This window comes from Mycobacterium sp. pR1184 (genome assembly GCF_041287235.1).
In the GTDB taxonomy this organism is placed as follows: domain Bacteria; phylum Actinomycetota; class Actinomycetes; order Mycobacteriales; family Mycobacteriaceae; genus Mycobacterium.
In genome coordinates this window covers 48,966-74,767 of record NZ_JBGGKR010000004.1, presented here as the reverse complement: position 1 = coordinate 74,767, position 25,802 = coordinate 48,966, and the positions used below count along the sequence as shown (strand labels likewise).

The window sequence follows — 25,802 nt, the reverse complement described above, 5'->3', positions numbered from 1 at the left end:
GACCCGCGGTCGCCGGCCGTCCACGAGCTCGGCGCGTCCCACCGGCGACACCGCCGCCCGTCTCGAATCCGCCACCTTCCGGCAAGCCGCGCAAACACCGCGAACTGCCCTGGTTTTTCAGCGAACTCGTCATTCCCACCGTCGTCGCGCTGGTTACCGGCGCCATCGTGGCGGTGGGGACTATCAAGGGCCAAGCCCTGCTCGATGATGCTCGCGAGGACCGGGCATTGCGGTTGGAAAATCTCCGATTCGTACGCGATCACTCTGCCGTCGACCCCTATCAACCGCGGCCATTCGGGGGTCTTGATCTGCGCGGGCAACATCTGCGCGGACTTGCGCTGGCGCACGCCAACTTCGACGACGCGCAACTCGAGGGAGCAATATTCAATAACTCGAATCTGTACGGCGCGAGTTTCAATTTTGCCCGTCTGGATCACGCGGATCTCATTGCTGCGGATCTATCGGAAACTGAAATGAAAGGCACCAATTTGAGTGACGCGGATCTGGACCGCGCCAATCTTACGGGGGCCATCTTCGATCACACTGTTCTGTATCGCGCCAATCTGAAAACCGCCAATCTCAATGGTGCGGTGTTTCGATGCGTCCACTACGACGCCTCGACGTCGTGGCCGCCCGGCTTCAACCGTCCGCCGCGCGACCAACCATGTGCGGCCGCCGAAGAGCTCCGCCGCTAGGCGTGGAAGGTTTCAGCTAATACCGCAGACCCCGAGGCCGTCTGGGCAGTTAATGGTGCACCCCGCGGTCGTGGCGGCGGCGGCGAAGGTGAGAACCAGTGCGACGACAAGTTTGCTCGTGAGGCGAGACATGACCACTCCGTTCTTCCGGGCTGGGCCCGGGCCGTTGTCGGCCCGCTCATCTTAATTCGCTGGAGCGGTAAACAGCCCCGATTCGCTGGATGGCTCATCGGCAGCCCGGCATTGGCGATTTCGAGCACTAGATGTTCAGGTCGTGAACGGCATATGAATAGTCGCCCTGGTCGTAGGCCACGGCAGCGTCCAAACCCCGAGACTGAGGGGGTGTCGGAACATCACTCTCACAAGCACGCGAAATTTCTCAAGTCAGTGATCCGCTGGCTGGACGTCGGCTACCCGCAAGGCGTCCCCGGCCCGGACCAGGTGGCGTTGTTCGCCCTGCTGCGGAGCACCCCCTTGACCCCGGAGCAGCTCGAAGAAGTTGCTCACAACATCGCCGCGAAGGAATCGCAACCCGGAGCTGACGGCGTCGTCAGCAAGGACGAGATCGCGGAGTTCATCACCAAGACGACCCACCACGACCCGGGCAAAGAGAACATTCAGCGCGTCGCCGCCACGCTGGCCGCCGCCGGCTGGCCGCTGGCCGGTATCAGCGTCAGCGCGGTTGCCCCCGACGACGAGCACGCCGCCGCGGCCGAAGAGATCGCGTGCCGCCGCGACGACGTGGCCGAGGGCGTCTCACAGGGTTGAGATGTCGATGACGAAGCGGTAGCGCACGTCGCTGGCGAGCACTCGCTCGTAGGCCTCGTTGACGTAATCCGCTTCGATGACCTCGATTTCGGGGGTCACATCGTGCTCGGCACAGAAGTCGAGCATCTCCTGGGTTTCGGCGATGCCGCCGATGTTCGACCCGGACAGGCTACGGCGCGCCAGCGCCAGCGGGAACGCCCCGATTTCCATGGGGTGCTCGGGGATGCCCAATTCGACGAGCGTGCCATCGACGTCGAGCAGGCCCACGTAGTCGTCGAGCTTCAGGTTCGCCGAGACGGTGTTGAGGATCAGGTCGAAACTGCTGCGCAACTTCTTGAAGGTGTCGCGGTCGGAGGTGGCGTAGTAGTTTTTGGCGCCCAGCCGCAGTCCGTCCTCCATCTTCTTCAGCGACTGCGACAAAACGCTCACTTCCGCACCCATCGCCGCGCCGAGCTTGACGCCCATGTGGCCGAGGCCACCCAGGCCGATGATCGCCAGCCTCGTGCCCGCCCCGGCCTTCCAGTGGCGCAGCGGTGAGAACAGCGTGATGCCCGCGCACAGCAGTGGGGCGGCTTTGTCCAGGGGGAGCGACCTCGGAATGCTCAGGACGAAGTTCTCGTCGACGACGATTGCCTGGCTGTAGCCGCCGTAGGTCGGCGTCCCGTCCTTGTCGGTGGAGTTGTAGGTGAAGGTCGCGCCCCGCTTGCAGTACTGCTCCAGCCCGGCCTTGCAGCTGCTGCACTGGCCGCAAGAGTTGACCATGCAGCCCACGCCCACGTGGTCGCCCACCTTGTGCTTGGTCACCTCGTCCCCGACGGCGGTGACCACACCGGCGATCTCATGGCCGACGACGACGGGGTAGTTCGGCACACCCCATTCGGACTTGGCGGTGTGGATGTCGGAGTGGCAGATGCCGGCGAATTTGATGTCGATCGCCACGTCATGGGGCCCCGGGTCGCGGCGGGTAATCGTCGTCTTGGTTAACGGTTCCTTGGCCGAAGTGGCGGCATACGCGGAAACAGTGCTCATTAGCAATTCCTCTTCGATTCGTTTGCGTCCTAGAAAAGCTTAGCTAGGGTAAAGGTTTCAGGCCAATCGGACTGGACCCACGCATGAGCTTATGACCATGTGTGCGTGCACCGACCGGGCAGCGCTAATTGATCGCGGCGTTGACCAGGCGCAGGTCGTCGATGATGCCCCGGGCCGCGATCACGCCCTCCCCGGTCTGCCATACCTCGTCGTTGACGATGTAAACCCGGTTGTCGCGGTTCGCGGACAACTTGCGCCACGGGGCGCTGTCCAGGATCGTCGCGGCACGGTCGGCGGCAGCGCGGTCCGCACACGACATATAGATCACGTCGGCCTCGGCCGCCGAGAAATCCGCACCCTTGGCCAGTTCGGCGTCGCTTGCCCCGATCTCGATGTAGGGCTTGTCGGTGAACCGCTGGGACGCGGGCCGGTCCACCCCGACCGCGCTGAGCACACTGGCCGGGAAGTTGTTGGCGCCGTAGATCCGCAGGCTGTTGACCGTCAGCTGGACGACCGAAGCCTGGAAGTGGGCCGCGTCGTGGGAGGCGCCGATCTGGTTGGCGCGCTGGGTGAAACCGCTGATCAACCCGTCGACGGCGGCGCTGCGTGCCGTCGCGCCGCCGACAATGCGCAGGTTGTCCTGCCAGGCTCCGCCCGGTGCGGCGGTGAACACCGTCGGGGCGATCGCTGCCAGCTTCGGATACGTCCGCGGTGTCAGAGCGACCGAGCCCAGGATCAGATCCGGGTGCAGCGCGGCGATCGCGCGCAGGTCGGGATTGCTGCGGGAACCCACACCGGGCAACGCGTGGACGGCCTCGCCCAGATAGGACGGCTGACTCGAGGAATCGTCTGGCAGGGCAGCGGCGACGACGCGCGATTGCAGGCCGAGTGCGCAGACGGCATCGAGCTGATCGCCGGAGAGCACCACGATGCGCTGCGCCTCCGCGGGCACCTGGACCGAGTCCGGAGTGACCCCCGCGGCGTTGTGGGCCTGCCGGGTCGCCGGCCCGGGATCGGCCGGTGCGGCATCCCGCGCGCACGACTCGTCGGGCTTGCGGTCGTTGCCCAGCACCCCGGCCCCCGCGATTTGCGTGGTGGGGGTGACCAGCGACCGGGTCGACGACCCCGTGGTGCCGGGCTGCCCGGAGCCGCAACCGCCGCACGCCACGGCTGCTGCCGCCGCGATCGCGGCGACGGCCACCAGACGTCCGTTGACGGGCCTCAGGGTGGGCTGCCTACCGCCGGATTGCACGCGTTCGACGCTAACATCCGGCCAGTTGGGAACCGGTCTGACGACGCGGCCCGGCGTCCGCGATGAGCCAATTACGACAGTTTGTAGGACCAGCACTGCCAGCGGCTTAATCGGGCGCTAAGATTCGGGGGAACCCATGTCTGGGATGGATGTTTGGAGGAGCTGTTGACAGCCGAAGCGCCCCCGTTGGCAGAACTCGAGGCCGTTCGGCCGTACCCGGCCCGGACTGGTCCCAAAGGGAACCTGATCTACAAACTGATCACCACCACCGATCACAAGCTGATCGGCATCATGTACGTCGTCACCTGCTTCGCCTTCTTCTTGATCGGCGGGTTGCTGGCGCTGTTGATGCGTGCCGAGTTGGCCGCGCCGGGGTTGCAGTTCTTGTCGAATGAGCAGTACAACCAGCTGTTCACCATGCACGGCACGATCATGCTGTTGTTCTATGCGACCCCGGTCGTGTTCGGTTTCGCCAACCTGGTGCTACCGATACAGATCGGTGCGCCCGACGTGGCTTTCCCGCGTCTGAACGCCTTCTCGTATTGGCTGTTCTTGTTCGGCGCCACGATCGCGATGGCCGGTTTCATCACGCCGGGCGGCGCGGCCGACTTCGGCTGGACCGCGTACACCCCGCTCACCGACGCGATCCACTCCCCGGGTGCGGGCGGCGATCTGTGGATCATGGGCTTGGCGGTCGCGGGTCTGGGCACCATCCTGGGCGCGGTCAACATGATCACCACCGTGGTCTGCATGCGGGCACCCGGCATGACGATGTTCCGGATGCCGATTTTCACCTGGAACATCCTGGTGACCTCGATCCTGATTCTGATCGCGTTCCCGCTGCTGACCGCGGCGCTGTTCGGACTGGCCGCCGACCGCCACCTGGGCGCCCACATCTATGACTCGGCCAACGGCGGAGTTCTGTTGTGGCAGCATCTGTTCTGGTTCTTCGGGCACCCCGAGGTCTACATCATCGCGTTGCCGTTCTTCGGCATCGTCTCGGAGATCTTCCCGGTCTTCGCCCGCAAGCCGATCTTCGGTTACACCACGCTGGTCTACGCGACGTTGTCGATCGCCGCGCTGTCCGTCGCGGTGTGGGCACACCACATGTTCGCCACCGGAGCCGTTCTGCTGCCGTTCTTCTCGTTCATGACATACCTGATCGCGGTGCCGACCGGAATCAAGTTCTTCAACTGGATCGGCACGATGTGGAAGGGCCAGTTGACGTTTGAGACGCCGATGTTGTTCTCGGTCGGCTTTATGGTCACCTTCCTGCTGGGCGGCCTGACCGGGGTGCTGCTGGCCAGCCCGCCACTGGACTTTCACGTCACCGACAGCTATTTCGTGGTCGCGCACTTCCACTACGTGCTGTTCGGCACGATCGTGTTCGCCACCTACGCCGGAATCTATTTCTGGTTCCCGAAGATGACCGGCCGGCTGCTCGACGAACGCCTGGGCAAGCTGCACTTCTGGTTGACGTTCATCGGCTTCCACACCACGTTCCTGGTGCAGCACTGGCTGGGCGATCAGGGTATGCCGCGCCGCTACGCCGACTACCTGGCCACCGACGGCTTCCAGGGCCTGAACATCGTCTCGACGGTGGGCGCATTCATTCTGGGCGCCTCGATGTTCCCGTTCGTGTGGAACGTCTTCAAGAGCTGGCGCTACGGCGAAGTGGTCACCGTCGACGACCCGTGGGGTTACGGCAACTCGCTGGAGTGGGCGACTAGCTGCCCGCCGCCGCGGCACAACTTCACCGAACTGCCCCGAATCCGTTCGGAGCGACCGGCTTTCGAGTTGCACTACCCGCACATGGTGGAGCGCATGCGCGCCGAGTCGCACGTCGGCCGGGCGCACGGAAAAGAAGGCCACGACGTCACACGACTCGACGTCGAAGTCCGCAGCTAATGGCCCGTCTCGGGTGAAGACACCACCTAAGGTGTCGGTGCTGATCACCGTCACCGGAGTGGATCAACCGGGTGTAACGTCCGCGCTTTTCGATGCGCTTTCCGGGCACGGAATCGACCTGCTCAACGTCGAGCAGGTCGTCATCCGGGGCCGCCTGACGCTCGGGGTGTTGCTCTGTTGCCCCCCGGAAGTCGCCGAAAGCATCGTGCTGGGCGACGACGTCGAGGACGCCATCCACGCGGTCGGTCTCGACGTCACGATCGAGCGCAGCGAGGCCGTGCCGATCATGCGTGAGCCGTCGACGCACACCATCTACGTGCTCGGGCGGCCGGTTACCGCCGGCGCGTTCGGCGCGGTTGCCCGCGAGGTCGCAGCGCTCGGGGTCAACATCGACCTGATTCGCGGCGTCTCCGACTATCCGGTGACCGGCCTGGAGCTTCGGGTCTCGGTGCCGCCCGGAGCCGACGGCCCGTTGCGGACCGCGCTGAACAAGGTGTCCTCGAGCGAGGGCGTCGACGTCGCGGTCGAGGACTACAGCCTGGAGCGGCGGTCCAAGCGGCTCATCGTCTTCGACGTCGACTCGACGCTGGTGCAGGGCGAGGTCATCGAGATGCTGGCCGCCAAGGCGGGCGCCGAGGGCAAGGTCGCCGCGATCACCGAGGCCGCGATGCGCGGCGAATTGGATTTCGCCGAGTCGCTTCGGGAGCGGGTCGCCACCCTGGCCGGTCTGCCCGCCACCGTGATCGACGAGGTCGCCGACCAGTTGGAGTTGATGCCCGGTGCCCGGACCACGCTGCGGACGCTGCGGCGCCTGGGCTATCACTGCGGCGTGGTCTCCGGCGGTTTCCGGCGCATCATCGAACCGCTGGCCGAAGAGTTGATGCTGGACTTCGTCGCCGCCAACGAACTCGAGATTGTCGACGGCAAGCTCACCGGCCGAGTCATCGGCCCGATCATCGACCGGCCCGGAAAGGCCAAGGCGCTGAGGGACTTTGCGCAGCAGGCCGGGGTGCCGATGGCGCAGACCGTGGCCGTCGGAGATGGCGCCAACGACATCGACATGCTGTCCGCGGCCGGGCTGGGCGTGGCGTTCAACGCCAAGCCGGCGCTGCGGGCGGTCGCCGACGCGTCGCTGAGCAGCCCGTACCTGGACACGGTGCTGTTTCTACTCGGCGTCACGCGCGGCGAGATCGAGGCCGCCGATGCCGTCGACGGCGAAGTGCGCCGCGTCGAGATTCCGCCCGAGTAGGTGCGCACTGGACCGACCCGGCAGCCATCGCACAGTCGCGGTACGGCACGATGATCGGGTGCCCGAAACCGGTCCCGAAAGTTCCGAAACCGGCCCCGAAGCCGGCGTGGGCGAGGCCGATCCCGATCTGCTGATCGACTTCAGAAACGTCTCGCTGCGCCGCGGCGACCACGTCATGGTCGGGCCGCTGGATTGGGCCGTCGAACTCGACGAGCGCTGGGTGATCATCGGCCCCAACGGGGCGGGCAAGACGTCACTGCTGCGCATCGCCGCGGCCGCCGAGCACCCGTCGACCGGCATCGCCTTCGTGCTCGGCGAGCGGCTGGGCCGCGTCGACGTGTCCGAGTTGAAGGCCCGGATCGGGCTCAGCTCTTCGGCTTTGGCGCAGCGGATCCCCACCGACGAGGTCGTGCGTGATTTGGTCATCTCGGCCGGCTACGCGGTGCTGGGCCGCTGGCGCGAACATTATGAGGAAGTCGACCATCAGCGGGCCGTCGACATGCTGGAGAGTCTGGGCGCCGAGCACCTGGCCGACCGCACTTACGGGACGCTGTCCGAAGGGGAGCGCAAACGGGTGCTGATCGCCCGCGCGCTGATGACCGATCCCGAGCTGCTGCTGCTCGACGAACCCGCCGCCGGTCTGGATCTCGGCGGCCGCGAGGAATTGGTGTCCCGGCTGACCGACTTGGCCGCCGACCCCGACGCGCCCGCCCTGGTGTTGGTCACTCACCACGTCGAGGAGGTTCCGCCGGGCTTCAGCCACTGCATGTTGCTGTCGGAGGGACGGGTGGTGGCCGCGGGGCTGCTGGCCGATGTGCTGACCGCCGAGAACCTTTCGGCCGCTTTCGGGCAGTCGATCGCCCTGGACGTCATCGATGGGAGGTACTTCGCGCGGCGTGTTCGCAGCCGAGCGGCCCATCGGAGGAGGCTGGAATGACAGCAGCTGAACCACCTTTGGTGGCCCGGCCGGCGGCCACCGTGATGCTGATCCGCGACGTGCCCGGCGGCGTGAAGACCTTCCTGATGCGACGGCACGCCAAGATGGAGTTCGCCCCCGGCACGATGGTGTTCCCCGGCGGCGGGGTGGACGACCGCGACCGCACTGCCGACATCGCGTGGGCCGGCCCGACGCCGGACTGGTGGGCGCAGCGGTTCGGCATCGACACCGAGCTGGCCGCGGCGTTGGTGTGCGCGGCGGCCCGGGAGACCTTCGAGGAGTCCGGGGTGCTGTTCGCCGGCCCGGCCGATGACCCGGACGGAATCGTGCGCGACGCCTCCGTCTACGCCGATGCCCGCCGCGCGCTGGACGACCGAACGTTGTCCTTCGCGGACTTTCTGCGGACCGAAAACCTGGTGCTGCGCTCCGACCTGCTGCGGCCGTGGGCCAACTGGGTCACCCCCGAAGCCGAGCGGACCCGCCGCTACGACACCTATTTCTTCGTCGGCGCGCTACCGGAGGGCCAGCGGGCCGACGGGGAGAACACCGAATCCGACAGTGCCGGCTGGTCGACGCCGCAAGCCGCGATCGACGACTTCGAGGCCGGGCGCTGCTTCTTGCTGCCGCCGACCTGGACCCAGCTGGACTCGTTGGCCGGGCACACCGTCGCCGAAGTGCTGGCCGTCGAGCGCCAAATCGTCACGGTGCAACCGCGTTTGGAGATCCAGGGGGACAACTGGATCTTCGAGTTCTTCGACTCCGACCGCTACCACCAGGCCCGGGAAAAGGGCGGCATGGGGTGGCGGCATTGAGCGAGTTCGTCCACGTCGTGGTCAGTGACGGCTCGCAGGATGCCGGCCTGGCCGTCCTGCTGGTGTCGCGGCCGCCGACCAACACGATGACCCGCCAGGTCTATCGGGAGATCGCAGCGGCGGCAGCCGAGGTGGCCGAGCGCGACGACGTCGCCGCGGTGATCCTGTTCGGTGGGCACGAGATCTTCTCTGCCGGTGATGACGTGCCGGAGCTGGCGACGCTGAGCGCCGCCGAGGCGGACAGTGCGGCCCGGGTGCGCGCCGACGCCGTCGAGGCCGTCGCGGCGATCCCGAAGCCGACCGTTGCGGCGGTCACCGGTTACGCGTTAGGCGCGGGTCTGACGTTGGCGCTGGCCGCCGATTGGCGGATCAGCGGCGACAACGTGAAGTTCGGGGCGACCGAAATCCTGTCGGACCGGGTGCCCGCCGCCATGGCGCGACTGACCCATGCGGTCGGGGCGAGTCATGCCAAGGACCTGGTGTTCAGCGGGCGCTTCGTGGACGCCGAGGAGGCCCTGCAGCTGGGCCTGGTCGACGAGCTGGTGGCCCCCGACGACGTGTACGACGCCGCGGCGAACTGGGCGCGGCGCTTTCTCGACGGTCCGCGGGAGGCGTTGGCCGCCGCCAAGGCCGGCATCAACGCCGCTTTCGACGGCGGCGCGTAGGCGGGCGTCGCCTGTTCGTTGAGAGATCCTCGCCCTATCCGGGGCCACCCCGAATGCGACGGTAACCCTCAATTGGGTGCCGAAATTTGTCGTACACCGCTGCGATGATGGGGTCATGTCTTCGATCGCATCTCGGTCCGCGGAGCTGAGGCCTGCGGATCGGTTGGGGGTGTTGTTCGAGGAGTTGGCGGAGTTGGCCGGTCAGCGCAATGCGATTGACGGGCGCATTGTGGACATTGTCGCCGAGATTGATCGCGATGGGCTGTGCGGGGCGACCGGTGCGCGGTCGGTGGCGGCGTTGATGGCTTGGAAGTTGGGGTGGTCTGCGGGTAACGCCCGTACGGTGACCGCGGTGGCGGACCGCGTTGAGGAGTTTCCGCGCTGTGTGCAGGGGCTGCGGGCGGGGCGGCTGTCGTTGGATCAGGTCGGGGTGATCGCCACGCGTGCCGGGGCGGGTTCTGATGAGCATTATGCGCAGCTGGCGCAGGTGGCCACGGTCACCCAGTTGCGTACCGCGGTCGCGCTGGAACCGCGCCCCGAACCCGATGCTGGGCCGCAACTGGGGCCGGCGATCACCAAGACCACCGATGAGCAGTTCGCCTGTTGGCGGGTGCGGCTTGCCCACCCGGACGCGGCCAAGTTCGAAGCGGCACTGCAATCTCATCGCGACGCGCTGGCCGCCGAGTGGAAGCAGGATCGCGGCGAGGGGGAGCGGGGGTCAGAGACGGCGCCGCCGGTGCCCGGCACCTTGGAGGCGTTCATGCGGCTGGTGGAAACGGGCTGGGATGTTGAGGCCGCCCGTCGACCCTACGGGATGCAGACCACGGTGGTGGTGCATGTCGATGTCACCCAGCCGGCGGCGGCGTTGCACCTGGGTCCGCTGCTCACCGACGCCGAGCGTGAGTATCTGACGTGTGATGCCACCGGTGAGGTGTGGTTTGAACGCGACGGGGAGGTGATCGGGGCCGGGCGCACTACGCGGTTGATCAGCCGCCGGCTGCGCCGCGCGCTGGAACACCGCGACCGCGCCTGCGTGGTGCCCGGCTGTGGGGCCACCCGGGGTCTGCAGGCCCACCACGTGCGGCATTGGCAGGACGGCGGCCCGACCGAGTTGTCCAACCTGGTGCTGGTGTGCCCCTACCATCACCGGCTGCACCACCAGGGTGGCATCACTCTGACCGGTCCCGCGACCGCTCTGGTGGTCACCGACAGCAGCGGGCAACCGCTGGGCACTGGATCGCTGGCGCGCCCACCGAGCCTGCCCCCACCCGATGTTCCACCCTGCCCCGGACCCAGCGGGGAACGCGCCCAATGGTGGTGGTACCAACCCTTCCAACCACACCCGCCACCCGCACCCAATTAAAACCGACCACACCCGCGCCAATTTTGAAGCTCGAACGAGCTGGGAATGGGTGACCTCGGCTAGATATACGCCAGCAGGCGGCTTCTCAAGAGCTTTATAGGTCATGTTGTCGAGATCTCGCATGAAGTCATCAAAAGCGGCACAATTGCGGCCGAACCGGGTGGAAAGTCCCAGAACTTTGCGAACGCCTCGAAGGGCAGATCTCATTCCCAGTACACGGACGACGTTAAGAAAAGTCCCCACAGGAATGACGCTCCATAGCGGTCTCCCTTCCACGAGAACTCATACCCTTCATATGCTGGAAGAGTGTCGTCGAATAGCGGCCTCTTCTCAACTTGGACAGCAGGGCCGAAACGCTCATCAAATTCATGAATGTCGCAACTCCACGCTGCCAACTGTGCCGGAGACTCGACATCGAGCGGCGTGTGGTCTGTGTGCATGTAACTCGCCGACGCAAGTGATCCGTGTTGGTCTGCGTGTGCGTTGAAGTCAAACCCTGGCCACAACACACTGTTGTACCTCAGTGACGTGGCGTCATTATCAACAATACCCAGTAGCGTCTTCATATCTCGAAATCGCGAGTTCTGGTCGGACAGGGCAGCGGCTATTCGTTCGTGAGTACGTGCGGCGTTGTCCAAATTTACGCCTACCCTGCTGAGCCGAGCATCTAGCAAGCCCCGGGTATCTGCTAGAGACAGCCGCGGCTTCATCGTCATCAGAAGATAGACTTCGAAGTTGATTACCGCGGTTACTTCCATCGCTCACTCCACTACTTCGGCAGGAATTGAAAGAGGTCGCCGCGAAATACAGAAAGTGTTCCGTCCGGGGCCACCATGATGGCTTCCCGGACGCTCGGGATGACAGGTAGCACTAGCTTTGATCCGTTGGGTCCATCGACAATCCCGGCGGTCTTACCCCATGCAGCTGCCGCCGCGACGTCCGCCGCATCCGCGCCTCCACTTGTTGTGGCATCTTCGATGCTCAGCTCTGCGACTTCGAGAGGAGCGCTGGCGGTCTTGTGGCTCAATCCCACGACATTGCTGAAAACATGAACAGCCCCCAACTAAAGCCTGCGCCATAGTTATCTTCGCGCCATTGGAATTCGTATTCACGCAGGAGGGAATAAGTTCGTCAAAGACCGACCGTTTGCGGCCAGCTTTCATTGGGCCAAATCGCTCTGTGAACTCGTCAAGGTCCACGCTCCAGATAGGAAGTCCGATAGGTGAGTCGGCGTGAGATAACTCTCGCCCGTAGTGCCAATATCGGGCCGACTCAAGTTGTCCATCTTCAGTAGCGTTCGCCTTAAATTCGAATCCGGGCCATAATACGCTGCTGTACCTAAGCGAGATAGCCGACGGCTTCGCGCCCAGCAGGCTCTTCATATTTTGAAAATAGGTTGCTGGACCGCCAAGGTCGTTGGCCACCCGATCGTGGACACGGTGGGCGTCGCCAACGGATAGGCCGTGCTCCCTTAATTTCGCTTCGAGTTGAGCTTCGTTGTGAGACATCTTGATCCTCAACTTCATCGTCATCAGCACGTATGCTTCGAAGTTCATTACCACTTGAACCGACGTTGCATTCATCCTTTGTCCATCCCCTGTCCACGTGGGATAAAACGGCTTGAGGCCAACGCGGCCGTCTGGCACTCGCTGGATAGTCATCGCAGGTCTCCGGTGGGCATAAGTTCGCCATGGTAGTAGTCCCTATGCAGTTGGGGGCCAGTGTTCTTCCGTACCTCCACTTGTGGCGTATTAGATGCTCAGCTCTGCGACTTCGACGCCGACGGATAGCCAGCGTTCACGGACCTCGAGGAGCTTGTCAGGGGGAGCAGAAAGCAACAATCCGAATGCCGCTGGCGGTCTGAGTTCGTCGCGATAGTAGTCTCGGTAAAACGACATTGCGTTGGCGAACCAAGAGAAAACTTCGGGCTCTTCGACCAGCAAGAGATGGGAATGAGTGACCTCGTTCAGATATGCGCGAGCATGCGGTTTCTCAAGAGCTTTATTTGTCGTATTGTCGAGATCTCGCATGAAGTCATCAAAGGCGGCGTAATTGCGACCGAACCAGGGTGGAAAATCCCAGACCTTGGCGAACGCGTCGAAGAGGGCATTGAGAGTTCTTGTGTCAACACCATCAACGGTACGAAATTCGACTCCGGGCGGCGGTAATAGTGGCGTCGGCGTCTCAAGACGTACGGCCACGCAAGGTTCGCCGTCAAGCGCGTGTGTTAAAAATTGTTCTAGGCTGTATTGTTCGGGCATAGCGAGAGTCAGTCCCAGTACATTGAAGACGATAGGAAAAGGCCCCAGATGAATCTCGCGCCGTAACGCTCTCCCCTCCAAGGAAATTCGTACTCCTCGTACCCGGGAAGATATTCATCGAACAAGGGCCACTTGCCGCGGAGGGTCAGCGGGCCGAAATGTTTCGCGAACTCGGCGCTGTCCATAGTCCATGTGGGCAGCTCAGTTGGTGAAGCGACACTCGGTGAATCATGCCGTGTGTGCCGGTACCCCGCAGACTCAAGCAGTCCGTCGTCGCCAGCGGTAGCGGTGAAGTCAAATCCGGGCCAGAGGACGCTGCTGTATTGCAGTGACGAAGAGTGCGGACCGACAATGCCCAGCAGCTTCTTCATGTTCTCAAAACGTGAAGCCTCGTCGCCAAGAGCTTCGGCCACGCGATTATGTATGTGATTCGCCTGGTCGATCGTAAGGTTGTTCTCGGCGAGTTTGGCTTCGAGCAGGGATTTCTTCCCCGCCATTGACATTCGCATTTTCATCGTCATCAGCAGGTATATCTCAAAGTTGATCACCGCTTGAACCGACGCTGCCTTCATCGCCTATCCATTCACCTGCCGACGTAGGGTAAAAATTGCGTGCGGTCATCGAGGGAGCCCTCCGCCGCTCACAATTGGTGGATCCGGTGGCTCCTCGCGGAAGTCGATGTCGGCGCCGGGGCTGGTCGACCCCATCCGGGAGATATCTTCGGAAGTCATCGCAGGTCCTCAAGACTCGAGTTCGTCTCGCCTTGTGATGTCAAGTGTCTTGGGTGCCCACTTCTGCGACTTGGACACCGACAGACAGCCAACGCTGACGGACTTTGGGGAGCTGATCGATAGGAGCAGAAAGCAATAGCCCGAAGGCTGCTGGCGGTGTGAGTTCGTCGCGGTAGTACTCCCGATAGGACGTCATCGAGTTGGCGAACCACGAGAATAGGTCGAGTTGTTCGATGAGGATCAAATGTGCGTTGGGTATTGCTGTGAGGTAGCCGGGGGCCTGCGGCCTACCGGTGGCTGCCGTAACCATGTTTTCCAGGTCGCACATGAAGTCGTCGAAGGCATCCATATTGCGACCAAACCATGGTGGAAAGTGCCAAGCATCGGCGAAAGCGCTATATATTGCATCGCGGCTTTTCATAGATGCCCCGTCGATTATCCGAACCTCGAAGCCAATTGGGTGTGCTAACAACGGCAATGTTGTGTCGTGAAGGATGCCGACGCAAGGGCCGTGCCCGGAAGCCGCGGATATGAATTGCTCTAAGTTCACGGTATCTACCATCGCTATCGAATTCGCTTAAATAAGCCGTAATGGCCGTCGGTATACCAAGCGGAGCCATCAGTGCCTGTGACGATCCTCTCGGCGTCGCGGGCTCCGTCACCCTTGGGATTCACGTCCCACTTCGTGTAGATAATTGGTTTGCCTGATGCGTCAGTGGCCGGTAAGAAACCTTCTTTGTTTTCGAACTTGCCTCCGCCTTTCGTACCTGGGGTGTTGGCAGCGCCGGGCCATTTCCCCGCATCGATCTGTTCCAGTGTGTCTCGCACATTCTTGGGTATCTCACCTCCGCCTGCGCCCCCCTTCGGCGGCTCAACGCCTCCGCTGCCGCCCGTGCCGCCCGTGCCTCCGCTGCCGCCCGTGCCGCCCGTGCCTCCGCTGCCGCCCGTGCCGCCCGTGCCTCCGCTGCCGCCTTTGCCGCCTGCGCCAGAGCCGCCTTTTCCGCCGATGGGACCGCCGCCACCTTGGACCGTCCCCGTTTTCGGATCGAACTGCGTCGGGCCCGGCTGGACCGGCTCGAAGGGCCCATGCGCGGGCTGATCGGTGTAGGGGTCCCATTCGTGGTCCAGCTTGAAACCGGCGCCGAGCGCCCGAACCATGGCCGGCGCTTGCGATTCGGCGAAAGTGACAGCACTCAGAGGCGCGCTGGCGGTGGTGATTTTGGCGGCGATCTCTGCGTCGTGGGCGACGAGCTGTGCGGCGCGTTGTTGGAGGTCGGCGGCGTACACCTGCGCCTGCGCCTGCGCTGCCACACTGGCCCGCGGTGGTGTTACCGAAAGATCTTCGCCCACAACGTATCCGGCACTGCTGGCTTCCTCGACAGCATCGAGCACACTGCGCTTGGCGGAATCGAGTGTTTCAGCTCCCCTGCGCGCTATTTGAGCGGATTCGTGGAGGACATCGGCCAGTCCACGCACCTTCACCAGATCGGCGAATGCTCTTTCCTGTGCGGCCTCGGCGGCGACGCCCTCCCACACCGTCCCGCCCGGCGACACGGTAACCCGATGAATCGAACTGAACGAGGACTCCCAATGCTCGGCGGTGGCTTTCCAGTCCGTCGCTGCACTTTCCAAGTGGGCGACATCCCAGGCCTGGATCTCCGAGAGGGACGGACCTCCCACGCCGCCGACCCCCGCCACCGGTTACATCCGGGGTATCGAGGCAGCGATCGCGGCGGCTTGTTGCGCACCATCGGTGTCCGTCATGGCAAACTCGGCGCCGGTCATGGCCGATTTGACCGCACTTGTTTGTGCGCGTTGGGCTAGCGCGGCGATGACGCCAGTAACGGCCGCGTGAGCGGCACCGACGGCACCCGATGTCGCCTGGATCGGTAGCCCAACTTTGGGCAGCGGAGCCGCGGCCACCAGCTCCGCCGACACCGTCTCGCAGTGTGCCGCCAGTACCCGCAGCCCCTCATCACTGACCCGAAGAACGTCAGCCACGGTGCTGAGTTTAGGCCGCTACCGCCGATTGGCACTTCACCTCGTGCCGCCCCAATCCGCTCGGCAGTTAGGCTGCCCTGCATGACCGAAGTAACTCCGGCTGCGCAGGTGACGGCCGACCAGGTCGAAGCCGCGCGGCACGACACCAAGTTGGCCCAGGTGCTCTATCACGACTGGGAGGCCGAGACCTACGACGACAAGTGGTCGATCTCCTACGATCAGCGCTGCGTGGACTACGCCCGCGGACGCTTTGACGCGGCGGTGCCCGATGAGGTTCAGCGTGAACTTCCCTACGACAATGCCCTCGAATTGGGTTGCGGCACTGGATTTTTCCTGCTCAACCTGATCCAGGCCGGCGTCGCGCGGCGCGGGTCGGTCACCGATTTGTCGCCGGGAATGGTCAAGGTCGCCACCCGCAACGGGCAATCGCTGGGCCTAGACATCGACGGCCGGGTCGCCGACGCCGAGGGCATCCCGTACGAGGACAACACCTTCGATCTGGTGGTCGGGCACGCCGTGCTGCACCACATTCCCGACGTCGAGCTGTCGCTGCGTGAGGTGATCCGGGTGCTCAAGCCCGGCGGCCGGTTCGTCTTTGCGGGCGAGCCGACCAACGTCGGCGAGGTCTACGCCCGGTCGTTGTCCACGCTGACCTGGCGGGTGGCCACCAACGTCACCAAATTGCCCGGTCTGGGTGGCTGGCGGCGCCCGCAGGTCGAGCTCGACGAGTCCTCGCGCGTCGCGGCGCTGGAAGCCATCGTCGATCTGCACACCTTCGCTCCGGAAGATCTCGAGCGGATGGCGACCAACGCCGGCGCGATCGAAGTCCGCACCGCCAGCGAGGAGTTCACCGCCGCGATGTTCGGCTGGCCGGTGCGCACTTTCGAGGCATCGGTGCCGCCGGGACGGCTGGGCTGGGGCTGGGCCAAGTTCGCCTTCAACGGCTGGAAGACGCTGAGCTGGGTCGACGCCAATATCTGGCGGCACCTGGCACCGAAGGGCTGGTTCTACAACGTGATGGTCACCGGGGTCAAACCCTCCTGAGTGCTGGCCTGCGCTTCACCAACGACGACGTCGGTTACCTGCGCTCGGATTCGGGTGTCGCGGCGCTGGCGGTGGTCGCCGCATTCGCGCTGACCGACGCCACCCGGATCGCCGATATCGCCGCGGCGCGGGCCCGCTTCGGTGACCGGGCACCCGTGCTGGTGGAAACCACGTTGCTGCGCCGCCGCGCCCCCGAAAAGTTGGGGAAGTTGGGTGACGTGTCGACTTGGCTCTTCACCGACGAGGCGTTGCAGCAAGCGACCGCGGCACCGGTCGCCCAGCACCGGGCCAGGCGATTGAGCGCCTTCGGGGCCGTGGTGCACGATGCGACCTGCTCGATCGGCACCGAAGTGGCCGCGCTTCGCGACGCGGGCGCCGCCGCGGTGGGCAGTGATATCGACCCGGTGCGGCTGGCGATGGCGGCCCACAATCTGGGGCCCGGCACGATTCTTTGCCGCGCCGACGCGCTGCACCCAGTGACCCGCGACGCGGTCGTCGTCGTCGACCCGGCACGACGCAGCGGCGGGCAACGCCGGTTCAACCCTGCCGATTACCAACCGGGACTGGGCGAGTTGATCGGCTGCTACCGGGGCCGCGATCTCGTCGTAAAATGCGCTCCTGGAATAGATTTCGAGTCACTCCGACGGCTCGGCTTCGACGGCGAGATCGAGGTGACGTCGTATCGCGGCTCGGTGCGGGAAGCGTGCCTGTGGTCGGGTGCGCTTGTCGAGCCCGGTGTCCGCCGGCGGGCCAGCGTCCTGGATCGCGGCGAACAACTCACCGACGCCGAACCCTACGACTGCGCAGTACGCGCAGCCGGGCGATGGATCGTCGACCCGGATGGCGCCGTGGTGCGGGCCGGGCTGGTACGCCACTACGGCGCGCGGCACGGCCTGTGGCAACTCGACCCCGACATCGCCTACCTGTCCGGCGACAGCCTGCCGCCGGGCGTGCGCGGCTTCGAGGTGCTCGAGCAGCTGGACTTCGACGAGCGCCGGCTGCGGCAGGTGCTCGCGGCGCGCGACTGCGGTGTGCTGGAGATCCTGGTGCGTGGTGTACAGGTCGACCCGGACGCGTTGCGGCGACGCCTGCGGCCGCGCGGCAGCCAATCTCTGTCGGTGGTCATCACCCGCCTGGGATCCGGGTCCGCCGCCCGGGCGACGGCGTATGTCTGCCGCCCGTCGCGATAGCGCCCGGTACGCTGTCGGCGGTCACTTTCCGGGGGGACCTTTCATCGACGGGGACAATCGAGTTATGCGCTATCTGATCGCGGCCGCGGTGCTGGTCGGCACTGTTCTGCTGGGCTGGCCCGCTGCCGCCGACCCGCCGTCGTGTGCCAGCCTGGGTGGCACCGTCGGGGACGGACAGCTGTGTCACATCCGCGCGACCGGGCCGAACTACACGCTGAACATGACGTTTCCGGCCGACTACCCCGACCCGCAGCCGCTGATCGACTACATCACGCAGAACCGGGATGGGTTCCTCTCCGTCGCGCAGACGTCCGGGCCGCGCGATCAGCCGTACCAGCTGGAGGCGACCGCCGAGCAGCACTTCGCTGGTCAGCCACCGCACAACACCCGCAGTGTGGTGCTCAAGTTCTTCCAGGACGTGGGCGGATCACACACGTCCACTTGGTACAAGACGTTCAACTACAACCTCGGGACCAAGCAGCCGATCACCTTCGACAACCTGTTCGCCCCCAACACGTCGGCGCTCGAGGCGATCTTCCCGCTGCTCCAGCGCGACCTGGAACGGCAGAACGCGCTGGGTGCAGCCATCTTGCCGTCCTCGGGCCGCGACCCGTCGCACTATCAGAACTTCGCGATTACCGACGACCAGCTGATTTTCTACTTCGCGCCGGGGGAGATGCTGCCCGCATTCGCCGGCCCGTGCCAGGCCCAGGTACCGCGCAACGCGATCCCGCCGCTGGCTGTCTGACGGGTTCAGGCCGGGGCGAAGCCGTACACCTGACCGTCGCTGGTGGCGGCCACCACCCGCCGATCGTTGCCGATCGCGAGGCCGACGGGATAGCCGGTGGCCGCGGGGAGCGGATAGCTGTTGATCGTGTGGCCGTTGCCCGGGTCGAACACCAGCAGTGACATGCCGGCATCGGGAGCGCTCACCACCGCGTAGCCGACGCCCGGACCTGCCAGGCCCGCCGACGACAACGGCGCGACGTCGTCGCGGCGCCACACCTGGTCGCCGTGATCGCCGGCGTCCTTGAAGGCCGCCAGCTTGGTGTCGGGTCCGCCGCCGGACACGATCAGGCCCTGCGGGGTGATCGCGGGCGGCGTCTGCGCCAGGAAGCCCAGCGGCGCCGACCACTTCGGCTTCCCGTCGGCGGAGTTGAGCGCCCACAACCGTTGGTCGCGGCCGTTGACGTAGACGGTTGATCCGTTGGCGGACAGCACCGGGCTACCGATCACCCCGGCGGCAACGGCGTCGCTGGTCCACTCCCGGGTCAGCAGGGGAGTCTGCCCCCGGTGGTATTTGAGCCCGACCAGCCCCGCCGCCGGGGCGCCCGGCTGCCACACACCGAGCACCGTCATCCCGCTGGCGGCCGAGAACGCAGGCGCCGCCGCGACCGGGCAACCCTGCCGCGCCGGGGCGCACTCGGCGAGTCCGCGCGTCGCGTCCGTCGGGTCGATCCCGTCAACCAGGTCCAGCGCGCTGCCGACCACCATGCCGCGGTGTGCGTCGAAAACCAGCACCTGCCCCAGGTGTGTGGTGACCAGCAGTTGGCCGTCGCCGAGAAACCTTGGGGTGGAAGGCATTCCGATCACCGGCTGGCGCCACCGCGTCCACTGCGTCACCGGGAACGACAGGAAAGCACCCGGCTGGCCGACGTAGAGATTGTCGAAGCCGTCGAACAGGGGGCCGCCGACACCGCCGCCCTGGAACAGCCGCACACACCAGCGTTGGCGGCCGTTGTCGTTGTTCTCCCATTCCATCAGCGAACATCCGGCCGGCGTCTGCGCGTTCAGGGCGAGGTAGTTGCCCGAGCCCAGCGCGGGTCCGGCTCCGAGGCTGCCCTTGACCGACCGCGTCCATTGCAGCGACAGCTTGTCGGCGCCCGCGGTTGTCGTGTAGCTGCTGTTGGCCGCATCGGCGTATTGCGCCGACCAGCCCGGCGCCGCCGCCGCCTCGACCCACGAGTCGGTATTGCCGCAACCGGCGAGTCCCGCCGTGAGCGCGGACGCGAGCGCCGCGGCTGACCAATGCCGGAGTTGTCGGGCAAGCACCTCGATTTTCCAAATCCTTTCGGCACGCGGGTCGCTCGGTACAGGTGAGGGTAACCCGTGGCGGTTCGCGCACCGTGGATCGACCGGGTTAGGCTTTCCGGCTGTGACGAGCATGTGGGGAGCCCCGGTACACCGCCGGTGGCGGGGCCACCGGTTGCGAGACCCACGTCAGGCCAAGTTCTTGACGATGGCCTCGCTGAAGTGGGTGCTGCGCAACCGCGCCTACACGCCGTGGTACCTGGTGCGCTATTGGCGGCTGCTGAAATTCAAGCTGGCCAACCCGCACATCATCACCCGCGGAATGGTGTTCATCGGCAAGGGCGTCGAGATCCATGCGACACCCGAGTTGGCGCAGTTGGAGATCGGCCGCTGGGTGCACATCGGCGACAAGAACACGATCCGCGCGCACGAGGGTTCACTGCGATTCGGCGACAAGGTCGTGCTGGGCCGCGACAACGTGATCAACTGCTACCTCGACATCGAGCTCGGCGACTCGGTGCTGATGGCCGACTGGTGCTACGTCTGCGATTTCGACCACCGGATGGACGACATCAACCTGCCGATCAAGGATCAGGGCATCATCAAGTCCCCGGTGCGGATCGGCCCGGACACCTGGGTCGGGGTCAAGGTGACCGTCTTGCGTGGCACCTCGATCGGGCGGGGCTGTGTGCTCGGCTCGCACGCGGTGGTGCGCGGCGTCGTTCCCGACTATTCGATCGCCGTCGGTGCGCCGGCCAAGGTGGTCAAGAACCGGCAGCTGTCCTGGGAGAGCTCCGCGGCGCAGCGGGCCGAATTGGCCGCCGCTCTCGCCGATATCGAGCGCAAGAAGGCCGCACACTGACCTCACCGGGCCACTACGGTCCCGCCCCGACGCGACCCGGCTGGGACGTGGCACTGTCCGTCGTCCTGATGGTCGTCACCGTCGTGGGCTGGGGGGCGGCCGCCGGCATGGAATTCATGTTCCTGGCCTTCACCGATTACTGTCCGCCGCAACACTGCAGCGCCAACCGGGCCGCCACCGCGGTCCTGCTGTCGGTTTCGCTGGCGGCCGCGGTAATGGTGCTCGGGTGTATCGCGACGGTCATCCGGCTGGTGCGCCGACGGTCGGGCTGGCCCTATGCCGTCGGGACGCTGGCCATCTGCGCGTTCGTCGAATTGCTGGGCGTGGTGGAGTACTTCGCCGCGGTCGGTTACTGACCGCTAGGGCGAGGACGGCGTGTCGTCGACGACGAAGTGATAGTCGACCGTGCCGGCGTCGACGCCGGTGACGGACACGTTCACGCCGTAGTTCTGGCCGCCCGTCACGAGGCGGCAGCGCAGCGTCGCCCCCTGCACGCCCTTGAGGTTGTCGGGACAGGTCACCGATTCGGGTTTGGTCCCGACCTGCTGAGTGATGTTGTCGCTGATCGCCTTCTCGACCTGGGACTTGTCGACGGTCTCCACCATGTCGAACTTGACATTGCTGCCTTCGATGCTGGTCACGGTGACGTTGACGCCGTAGCTGGCGCCCTTGACCATCATCGAGCAGTTCAGCTGCGCACCGACCTTCGCGGGCAGGTCACCGGGGCAGTCGACCGAATCGGGCTTGTTGCCCTGAGCGTCGGTCAGCTTCTGGGTGATCTGGCTCGCGACGTCCTTCTTGTCCACGGCGTGCGACGACGACGAACCGACCGAGCACGAACAGGCGCCGGCGGTGGCCATCAGGCCCGCGGCAGCACCTGAAATCAGCAACGTCCGAACGATCGAGTGGGCCATATCGCCTCCCTGGCGCTTTGACTTGACGACTGTGAATCGGCTGATGATTACATGCCAAATCGGTATGGGAGGGTGATTTCGGCAAAAGATTGCTTCGTGGTGCCGTACTGTGCGCGCGCCGGTTGACGGCAGCGGCGCCTACGAGCCGATGTCCTGGTAGCGGCGTAGCGCCTCGGCGCGCTCGGTGCCGTGGTCGACGATCGGTTCCGGATACCCTTGCCGCCGTTCGCCTTTGGATAAGTGCACGTCTTCGGCCCCGCGGAGCTCGGGGACCCAACGCCGGATGTAATCGCCTGCGGGATCGAACTTTTGGCCCTGGGTGGTCGGGTTGAAGACCCGGAAGTACGGCGCGGCGTCGGTGCCGCAACCCGCGCACCATTGCCAGCCGTGCTGGTTGTTGGCCATGTCGCCGTCGGTGAGCTGGTCCAGGAACCACTCGGCGCCCCACTGCCACGGCAGATGCAGGTCTTTGACCAAGAACGACGCGACGATCATCCGCACCCGGTTGTGCATGAAGCCGGTCTCGCGGAGTTGGCGCATACCGGCGTCGACGATCGGGAACCCGGTCCTGCCGGCCTTCCACGCTTCGAGCCGACGCTTGGCCTGTGCGCCCGTATCGGTCTGGATGCCGTCGAAGTCGCTGTTCCAATTGCGCCAGGCGCTGGCCGGCCAATAGTGCAGCACCCCGGCGTAGAAGTCACGAAAGGCCAACTCCCGCAAGTATGTCTGCGCTCCCGCTGCACCCAGGTTCATCGCCGCCACCATGGTGCGGGGATGGATGGTGCCGAACTTCAGATGGGCCGACATCCGGCTGGTGCCCGGCAGGTCTGGTCGGTTCCGGTCCTCGGCGTAGCGCTGCAGCCCGTCGTCGATGAACTGCTTCCACTGCGAAAGTGCCGCCGCCTCACCGGTTTCGAGATCCAGCTCGACGCCGGGGTCGGGGATCTCGCATTGTTTGACCACGTGTGCCGGGTCGAGCCAGCGGGCCGAATCGGCGCTCGACTGTGCGGGCTTGCGCCACCCTTCTTCTTTCCACTTCCGCAGAAACGGCGTGAACACCTTGTAGGGTTCACCGTCGTCTTTGGTGACCCGGCCGGGCGACACCAGATACGGCGATCCGGTCGCAACCAACGGCACCGAACCCAGTGCCGCGCGCACCTTTTCGTCGCGGCGGTTGCCGTACGGCGCGAAGTCCTCCGAAACGTGTACCGCCGTCGCATCGATCTTCTTGGCGATGCGGGGAATCTGCTCCTCGGCGCGGCCTCTGGTCACCAGTAGCCGGCCATCCAGGTCGTCTTGCAGTCCTCGCAGCGTGTCACCCAGGAACTGCAGGCGGCGCCGACCCGCCGACTTCTCGAGCTGTGGGTCGACCACAAAGCATGCGAGCACCTCCTTGGATTCGGCCGCGGCGAGCAGCGCGGGATGATCGCGCAATCGCAGGTCGCGGCGAAACCACAAGAGGGCGGGCACTATCGGTTCAGCCGCCAGATGTGGGTGGACAGCACAGTGGCGAACGCACACCATAGCGGGTAGGGCGCCAGCGCCGCGCCGGCGCGAGGGTCGGCCGCTGCGGCGCGGCGGGCGAGGTCGGCGCTGCTGACCGTCAGTGCGGCCGCACCGAGCACGGCCGCCCCGAGTTTGTGAAACCGGAAGAACAGCCAACTCCATCCGGCGTTGAGCAGCAGGTTGACGGTGAGGGCGGCAGCATAGCCGCGCGCCTTGTCGTGCTGTCCCGCCGCGCGGAACTTGTCCACTGTCATCGCGGACGTGGTCGCGATGTCCGCGTAGAGCGCGGTCCACACGATCGGGAAGGCGGCACTGGGCGGCTGGTATGCCGGTTTACGTAGCCGCGTGTACCACCCGGGCACTCGTCGGGGGCTGGCGATGCTTCCGGTGCCCGCGGCCACGGCTACGGCAAGTGATGTCACGGCGAGAGTCGATCGCTTCACAGCGTGGTGCTCCGTTCATATTGGATCGAATTGCGCTGTTGCGCAATGACTGTCGTTTCAGTCGGAGTTGCGGGCCACCAGATGCGATCGCCGATGAGGGCGAACAGAGCGGGTATGACCAGCGTGCGCACTACAAAGGTGTCGAGCAGGATCCCCAGGCCGACGATGATCCCGAGCTGGGTCATGACGATCAGCGGCAACACTGCCAGCACGCAGAAGACCGCCGCTAGAACGATTCCCGCGCTGGTGATCACGCCGCCGGTCGCCGACACGGCTCGAATCATGCCATCGCGTGCACCGTGCCGCGCCGATTCTTCGCGGGCGCGGGTGACCAGAAAGATGGTGTAATCCACGCCCAGGGCGGCCAGGAACAGGAACGCGAACAACGGGGTGCTGTTGTCCAGGGCCGGAAATCCGAAGACGTGCAGGCTCGTCCAGCCGCCGAGACCGAGCGCCGCCAGCGCGCCGAGAATCGTCGCGGACAGTAGGTTGGGCGGCGCCAGCGCCGAGCGAAGCAGCACGAACAGGACGACGAGTATCACCGTGAGGATCGCCGGGATCAGCGTCAGCCGGTCGTGCACGGCGGCGTCGCGGACGTCGAGGGCTTGGGCGTCGGGTCCGCCGACCAGCGCAGCCGGGGAGGCGGATTTCGTCGAATTACGCAGTGCGGCAATGGTGGCGAAGGCTCGGTCCGACGAGGGCGCGGCGCTGGTCACCACCGACCATTTCGTCAGGCCGGAGCTCGACTGACCCGCGTCGGTCACCGAGACCACACCGGGAGTCGCGGCGATCGCCGTCCGCACCTGGGAGGCCTGGGCGCTGGGGGCCACCACCAGGGTGGGGTTGGCCATGCCGGCGGGGAAATGCGCGGCCACCACGTCGTAGCCGGACACCGAGTCGGCTTGCACCCGGAATTGTTCGGTCTGCGACAAGCCGATTCGAGTCCCCAGCAGGCCGCTGGCCAATGCCGCCAGCACCGCGATCGCCACGACGGCCACCACGGCGGGACGACGGGCCACCTGTTCGGCGACCCGGTGCCACGCTCCAGATTCTGCGGTGGCGGCGCCGTCGGGCTGGGGAACCAGTGGCCAGAACAGTCGCCGGCCGCACAGCGCGAGCAGCGGTGGTAACACCAGCAATACCGACAGGGCCGCGATGACCAGGCCGCAGGCTGCCAGCGCGCCCAGGCTGCGGGTGCTGGGGGTCGACGCGAAGAGCAGGGTGAGCAGCGCCAGCACCACGGTCGCATTGCTGGCGAGGATCGCCGGTCCCGCTCGGCGCACGGCAAGGCGCAACGCGTCGCGGTGGTCGGGGTGGTTCCGAAGTTCTTGTCGGTAGCGCGAAATCAGCAGCAGCGCATAATTGGTGCCCGCCCCGAACACCAGCACGCTGGTGATTCCGGAGGTCGCGCCGTCGAAGCTGAGCCCCGTCACTGACGACACCGCGGTGCCCGCCGCCGCCGCCACCCGATCCGCGAAGCCGATCACCAGTAGCGGGGCCAGCCACAGCACCGGCGAGCGGTAGGTGGCGATCAACAGCAGCGCCACCACGGACGCGGTCACCGCCAGCAGCGTGATGTTGGCGTCGGTGAATGCGTTGGCGATATCGGCGCCGAACGCCGGCCCTCCGGTGACGTGGGCCCGTAGATCGGCGGGCAGGCCGTCGTTTGCGGCGGTGCGCAGCGCGGCGACTCCCTCGCTGAGCACCAGGCCGGACAGATCGGCGCGGACGGTCACCAGGCCGATGGCCACCTTGCCGTCCGCCGACACGATCGGCGGCTGCATGTCGGGCGCCGCGAACGGTGCGACGACGCGCTGCATCCGGTCACGGGCCGCCTGGGTCGCGGTCACGTCGGCGGCGTCCAGCGGCGCGGCGTCGGCCCGGTTGACCACCAACAGCAGCGGAACCCGATCGCCGCCGGGGAATTGCCGGGCCAGGGCGTCGACCTTCGCCGAATCCGAGTCGCCGGGTACCGACAGCGGCGCCTGCCCGGCCGATGCATTTGCGCCGATCAATACGATGAACCCGATGCCCAGCAGGGCCGCGGCCAATGCCAGCCGCCACGAGCGACGGTTGCTCACCCACGCGGCGAGAGTGTTCGACATCGGCACCATTATTTCAGTCAGTTAATCATTAATCAA

26 protein-coding genes and 1 pseudogene are annotated in these 25,802 nt (G+C 65.5%); 13 read left to right on the top strand and 14 right to left on the bottom strand.

Features of this window, described 5'->3' with window-relative positions; genetic code table 11:
- The first annotated feature begins 167 nt into the window (after window positions 1–167).
- Entirely contained in the window at window positions 168–695 is a 528-nt protein-coding gene (locus tag ACAG21_RS08605) for a pentapeptide repeat-containing protein (RefSeq protein WP_370495574.1), read from the top strand.
- A gap of 342 nt (window positions 696–1,037) precedes the next feature.
- Window positions 1,038–1,463 carry a DUF3349 domain-containing protein gene (locus ACAG21_RS08600; RefSeq protein WP_370495573.1) on the top strand — a complete coding sequence of 142 codons (426 nt, stop codon included), beginning with the start codon at window positions 1,038–1,040 and terminating at the stop codon, window positions 1,461–1,463.
- Here ACAG21_RS08600 and ACAG21_RS08595 read toward each other — a convergent pair.
- The gene (locus ACAG21_RS08595) at window positions 1,452–2,492 is read right to left on the bottom strand and encodes an NAD(P)-dependent alcohol dehydrogenase (protein ID WP_370495572.1); all 1,041 of its coding nucleotides are present in this window, start codon (window positions 2,490–2,492) and stop codon (window positions 1,452–1,454) included. The genes ACAG21_RS08600 and ACAG21_RS08595 overlap by 12 nt on opposite strands.
- A 124-nt stretch (window positions 2,493–2,616) precedes the next feature.
- Window positions 2,617–3,696, bottom strand: coding sequence for an iron-siderophore ABC transporter substrate-binding protein (locus ACAG21_RS08590; protein WP_370495888.1), 1,080 nt, complete (start codon window positions 3,694–3,696; stop codon window positions 2,617–2,619).
- Window positions 3,697–3,909: 213 nt separating this feature from the next.
- On the opposite strand from ACAG21_RS08590, the gene ctaD reads away from it, so the two are divergent.
- The 6 genes and pseudogenes from ctaD to ACAG21_RS08560 all read left to right on the top strand — a co-directional run bounded on the left by ctaD (window position 3,910) and on the right by ACAG21_RS08560 (window position 10,678).
- Window positions 3,910–5,652 carry a cytochrome c oxidase subunit I gene (gene ctaD, locus ACAG21_RS08585; protein WP_370495571.1) on the top strand — a complete coding sequence of 581 codons (1,743 nt, stop codon included), beginning with the start codon at window positions 3,910–3,912 and terminating at the stop codon, window positions 5,650–5,652.
- Window positions 5,653–5,665: 13 nt separating this feature from the next.
- Window positions 5,666–6,901: a phosphoserine phosphatase SerB gene (serB, locus tag ACAG21_RS08580; protein ID WP_370495570.1), complete on the top strand. Its 1,236-nt coding sequence runs from the start codon at window positions 5,666–5,668 to the stop codon at window positions 6,899–6,901.
- A 58-nt stretch (window positions 6,902–6,959) separates the two neighbouring features.
- The gene (locus ACAG21_RS08575) at window positions 6,960–7,838 is read left to right on the top strand and encodes an ABC transporter ATP-binding protein (RefSeq protein ID WP_370495569.1); all 879 of its coding nucleotides are present in this window, start codon (window positions 6,960–6,962) and stop codon (window positions 7,836–7,838) included.
- Window positions 7,835–8,650, top strand: coding sequence for an NUDIX hydrolase (locus ACAG21_RS08570; protein ID WP_370495568.1), 816 nt, complete (start codon window positions 7,835–7,837; stop codon window positions 8,648–8,650). The genes ACAG21_RS08575 and ACAG21_RS08570 overlap by 4 nt, the downstream gene beginning before the upstream one ends.
- A pseudogene (locus ACAG21_RS08565) lies at window positions 8,647–9,303 on the top strand (enoyl-CoA hydratase); the annotation flags it as partial. The gene ACAG21_RS08570 and the pseudogene ACAG21_RS08565, both read left to right, overlap by 4 nt.
- 127 nt (window positions 9,304–9,430) lie before the next feature.
- Entirely contained in the window at window positions 9,431–10,678 is a 1,248-nt protein-coding gene (locus ACAG21_RS08560) for a DUF222 domain-containing protein (protein ID WP_370495567.1), read from the top strand.
- A gap of 203 nt (window positions 10,679–10,881) precedes the next feature.
- Here ACAG21_RS08560 and ACAG21_RS08555 read toward each other — a convergent pair whose 3' ends face one another.
- The 7 genes from ACAG21_RS08555 to ACAG21_RS08525 all read right to left on the bottom strand — a co-directional run bounded on the left by ACAG21_RS08555 (window position 10,882) and on the right by ACAG21_RS08525 (window position 15,671).
- Entirely contained in the window at window positions 10,882–11,436 is a 555-nt protein-coding gene (locus tag ACAG21_RS08555; RefSeq protein ID WP_370495566.1) for a hypothetical protein, read from the bottom strand.
- A gap of 11 nt (window positions 11,437–11,447) precedes the next feature.
- Window positions 11,448–11,705, bottom strand: a complete 258-nt coding sequence (locus ACAG21_RS08550) for a hypothetical protein (protein WP_370495565.1) — start codon at window positions 11,703–11,705, stop codon at window positions 11,448–11,450.
- Window positions 11,706–12,429: 724 nt separating this feature from the next.
- On the bottom strand, window positions 12,430–12,939 hold the full coding sequence (locus ACAG21_RS08545; RefSeq protein WP_370495564.1) for a barstar family protein: 510 nt from the start codon (window positions 12,937–12,939) through the stop codon (window positions 12,430–12,432).
- Window positions 12,940–12,947: 8 nt separating this feature from the next.
- Window positions 12,948–13,511: a hypothetical protein gene (locus ACAG21_RS08540; protein WP_370495563.1), complete on the bottom strand. Its 564-nt coding sequence runs from the start codon at window positions 13,509–13,511 to the stop codon at window positions 12,948–12,950.
- A 199-nt stretch (window positions 13,512–13,710) separates the two neighbouring features.
- On the bottom strand, window positions 13,711–14,232 hold the full coding sequence (locus ACAG21_RS08535; protein ID WP_370495561.1) for a barstar family protein: 522 nt from the start codon (window positions 14,230–14,232) through the stop codon (window positions 13,711–13,713).
- Between the two features lie 2 nt (window positions 14,233–14,234).
- Window positions 14,235–15,368, bottom strand: coding sequence for a ribonuclease domain-containing protein (locus ACAG21_RS08530; protein WP_370495560.1), 1,134 nt, complete (start codon window positions 15,366–15,368; stop codon window positions 14,235–14,237).
- A gap of 3 nt (window positions 15,369–15,371) precedes the next feature.
- Entirely contained in the window at window positions 15,372–15,671 is a 300-nt protein-coding gene (locus tag ACAG21_RS08525) for a hypothetical protein (RefSeq protein ID WP_370495559.1), read from the bottom strand.
- A gap of 81 nt (window positions 15,672–15,752) precedes the next feature.
- Here ACAG21_RS08525 and ACAG21_RS08520 point away from each other — a divergent pair, with 81 nt between their 5' ends.
- The 3 genes from ACAG21_RS08520 (at window position 15,753) to ACAG21_RS08510 (ending at window position 18,653) form a co-directional block, all read left to right on the top strand.
- Window positions 15,753–16,715 carry a class I SAM-dependent methyltransferase gene (locus tag ACAG21_RS08520; protein ID WP_370495558.1) on the top strand — a complete coding sequence of 321 codons (963 nt, stop codon included), beginning with the start codon at window positions 15,753–15,755 and terminating at the stop codon, window positions 16,713–16,715.
- The gene (locus ACAG21_RS08515) at window positions 16,673–17,905 is read left to right on the top strand and encodes a class I SAM-dependent methyltransferase (RefSeq protein ID WP_370495887.1); all 1,233 of its coding nucleotides are present in this window, start codon (window positions 16,673–16,675) and stop codon (window positions 17,903–17,905) included. The genes ACAG21_RS08520 and ACAG21_RS08515 overlap by 43 nt, the downstream gene beginning before the upstream one ends.
- Before the next feature lie 64 nt (window positions 17,906–17,969).
- Entirely contained in the window at window positions 17,970–18,653 is a 684-nt protein-coding gene (locus ACAG21_RS08510) for an esterase (RefSeq protein WP_370495557.1), read from the top strand.
- Between the two features lie 5 nt (window positions 18,654–18,658).
- On the opposite strand, the gene ACAG21_RS08505 is transcribed toward ACAG21_RS08510, so the two are convergent.
- Entirely contained in the window at window positions 18,659–19,957 is a 1,299-nt protein-coding gene (locus ACAG21_RS08505) for a PQQ-binding-like beta-propeller repeat protein (protein ID WP_370495556.1), read from the bottom strand.
- Between the two features lie 103 nt (window positions 19,958–20,060).
- On the opposite strand from ACAG21_RS08505, the gene ACAG21_RS08500 reads away from it, so the two are divergent.
- Together ACAG21_RS08500 and ACAG21_RS08495 are read left to right on the top strand one after the other, a co-directional pair.
- Complete coding sequence (locus ACAG21_RS08500) at window positions 20,061–20,798, top strand: acyltransferase (RefSeq protein ID WP_096290960.1); 738 nt, start codon at window positions 20,061–20,063, stop codon at window positions 20,796–20,798.
- 47 nt (window positions 20,799–20,845) lie between these two features.
- Window positions 20,846–21,154 (top strand): hypothetical protein, encoded by a 309-nt coding sequence (locus tag ACAG21_RS08495; RefSeq protein ID WP_370495555.1) that lies wholly within the window; start codon window positions 20,846–20,848, stop codon window positions 21,152–21,154.
- A gap of 3 nt (window positions 21,155–21,157) precedes the next feature.
- On the opposite strand, the gene ACAG21_RS08490 is transcribed toward ACAG21_RS08495, so the two are convergent.
- The 4 genes from ACAG21_RS08490 to ACAG21_RS08475 all read right to left on the bottom strand — a co-directional run bounded on the left by ACAG21_RS08490 (window position 21,158) and on the right by ACAG21_RS08475 (window position 25,775).
- Complete coding sequence (locus ACAG21_RS08490) at window positions 21,158–21,712, bottom strand: DUF4333 domain-containing protein (RefSeq protein WP_370495554.1); 555 nt, start codon at window positions 21,710–21,712, stop codon at window positions 21,158–21,160.
- Window positions 21,713–21,850: 138 nt separating this feature from the next.
- Window positions 21,851–23,182: a deoxyribodipyrimidine photo-lyase gene (locus ACAG21_RS08485; protein ID WP_370495553.1), complete on the bottom strand. Its 1,332-nt coding sequence runs from the start codon at window positions 23,180–23,182 to the stop codon at window positions 21,851–21,853.
- Window positions 23,182–23,661 (bottom strand): TspO/MBR family protein, encoded by a 480-nt coding sequence (locus tag ACAG21_RS08480; protein WP_370495551.1) that lies wholly within the window; start codon window positions 23,659–23,661, stop codon window positions 23,182–23,184. The genes ACAG21_RS08485 and ACAG21_RS08480 overlap by 1 nt, the downstream gene beginning before the upstream one ends.
- Complete coding sequence (locus ACAG21_RS08475; protein ID WP_370495550.1) at window positions 23,658–25,775, bottom strand: MMPL family transporter; 2,118 nt, start codon at window positions 25,773–25,775, stop codon at window positions 23,658–23,660. The genes ACAG21_RS08480 and ACAG21_RS08475 overlap by 4 nt, the downstream gene beginning before the upstream one ends.
- Window positions 25,776–25,802 lie beyond the last annotated feature (27 nt).

Coding starts and splice junctions, on each gene's coding strand:
- ACAG21_RS08545 (WP_370495564.1), bottom strand. CDS start 12,939: ATGCCCGAACAATACAGCCTAGAACAATTTTTAACACACGCGCTTGAC.
- ACAG21_RS08560 (WP_370495567.1), top strand. CDS start 9,431: ATGTCTTCGATCGCATCTCGGTCCGCGGAGCTGAGGCCTGCGGATCGG.
- ACAG21_RS08555 (WP_370495566.1), bottom strand. CDS start 11,436: ATGGAAGTAACCGCGGTAATCAACTTCGAAGTCTATCTTCTGATGACG.
- ACAG21_RS08535 (WP_370495561.1), bottom strand. CDS start 14,232: ATGGTAGATACCGTGAACTTAGAGCAATTCATATCCGCGGCTTCCGGG.
- ACAG21_RS08475 (WP_370495550.1), bottom strand. CDS start 25,775: ATGGTGCCGATGTCGAACACTCTCGCCGCGTGGGTGAGCAACCGTCGC.
- ACAG21_RS08570 (WP_370495568.1), top strand. CDS start 7,835: ATGACAGCAGCTGAACCACCTTTGGTGGCCCGGCCGGCGGCCACCGTG.
- ACAG21_RS08520 (WP_370495558.1), top strand. CDS start 15,753: ATGACCGAAGTAACTCCGGCTGCGCAGGTGACGGCCGACCAGGTCGAA.
- ACAG21_RS08510 (WP_370495557.1), top strand. CDS start 17,970: ATGCGCTATCTGATCGCGGCCGCGGTGCTGGTCGGCACTGTTCTGCTG.
- ACAG21_RS08540 (WP_370495563.1), bottom strand. CDS start 13,511: ATGAAGGCAGCGTCGGTTCAAGCGGTGATCAACTTTGAGATATACCTG.
- ACAG21_RS08490 (WP_370495554.1), bottom strand. CDS start 21,712: ATGGCCCACTCGATCGTTCGGACGTTGCTGATTTCAGGTGCTGCCGCG.
- ACAG21_RS08595 (WP_370495572.1), bottom strand. CDS start 2,492: ATGAGCACTGTTTCCGCGTATGCCGCCACTTCGGCCAAGGAACCGTTA.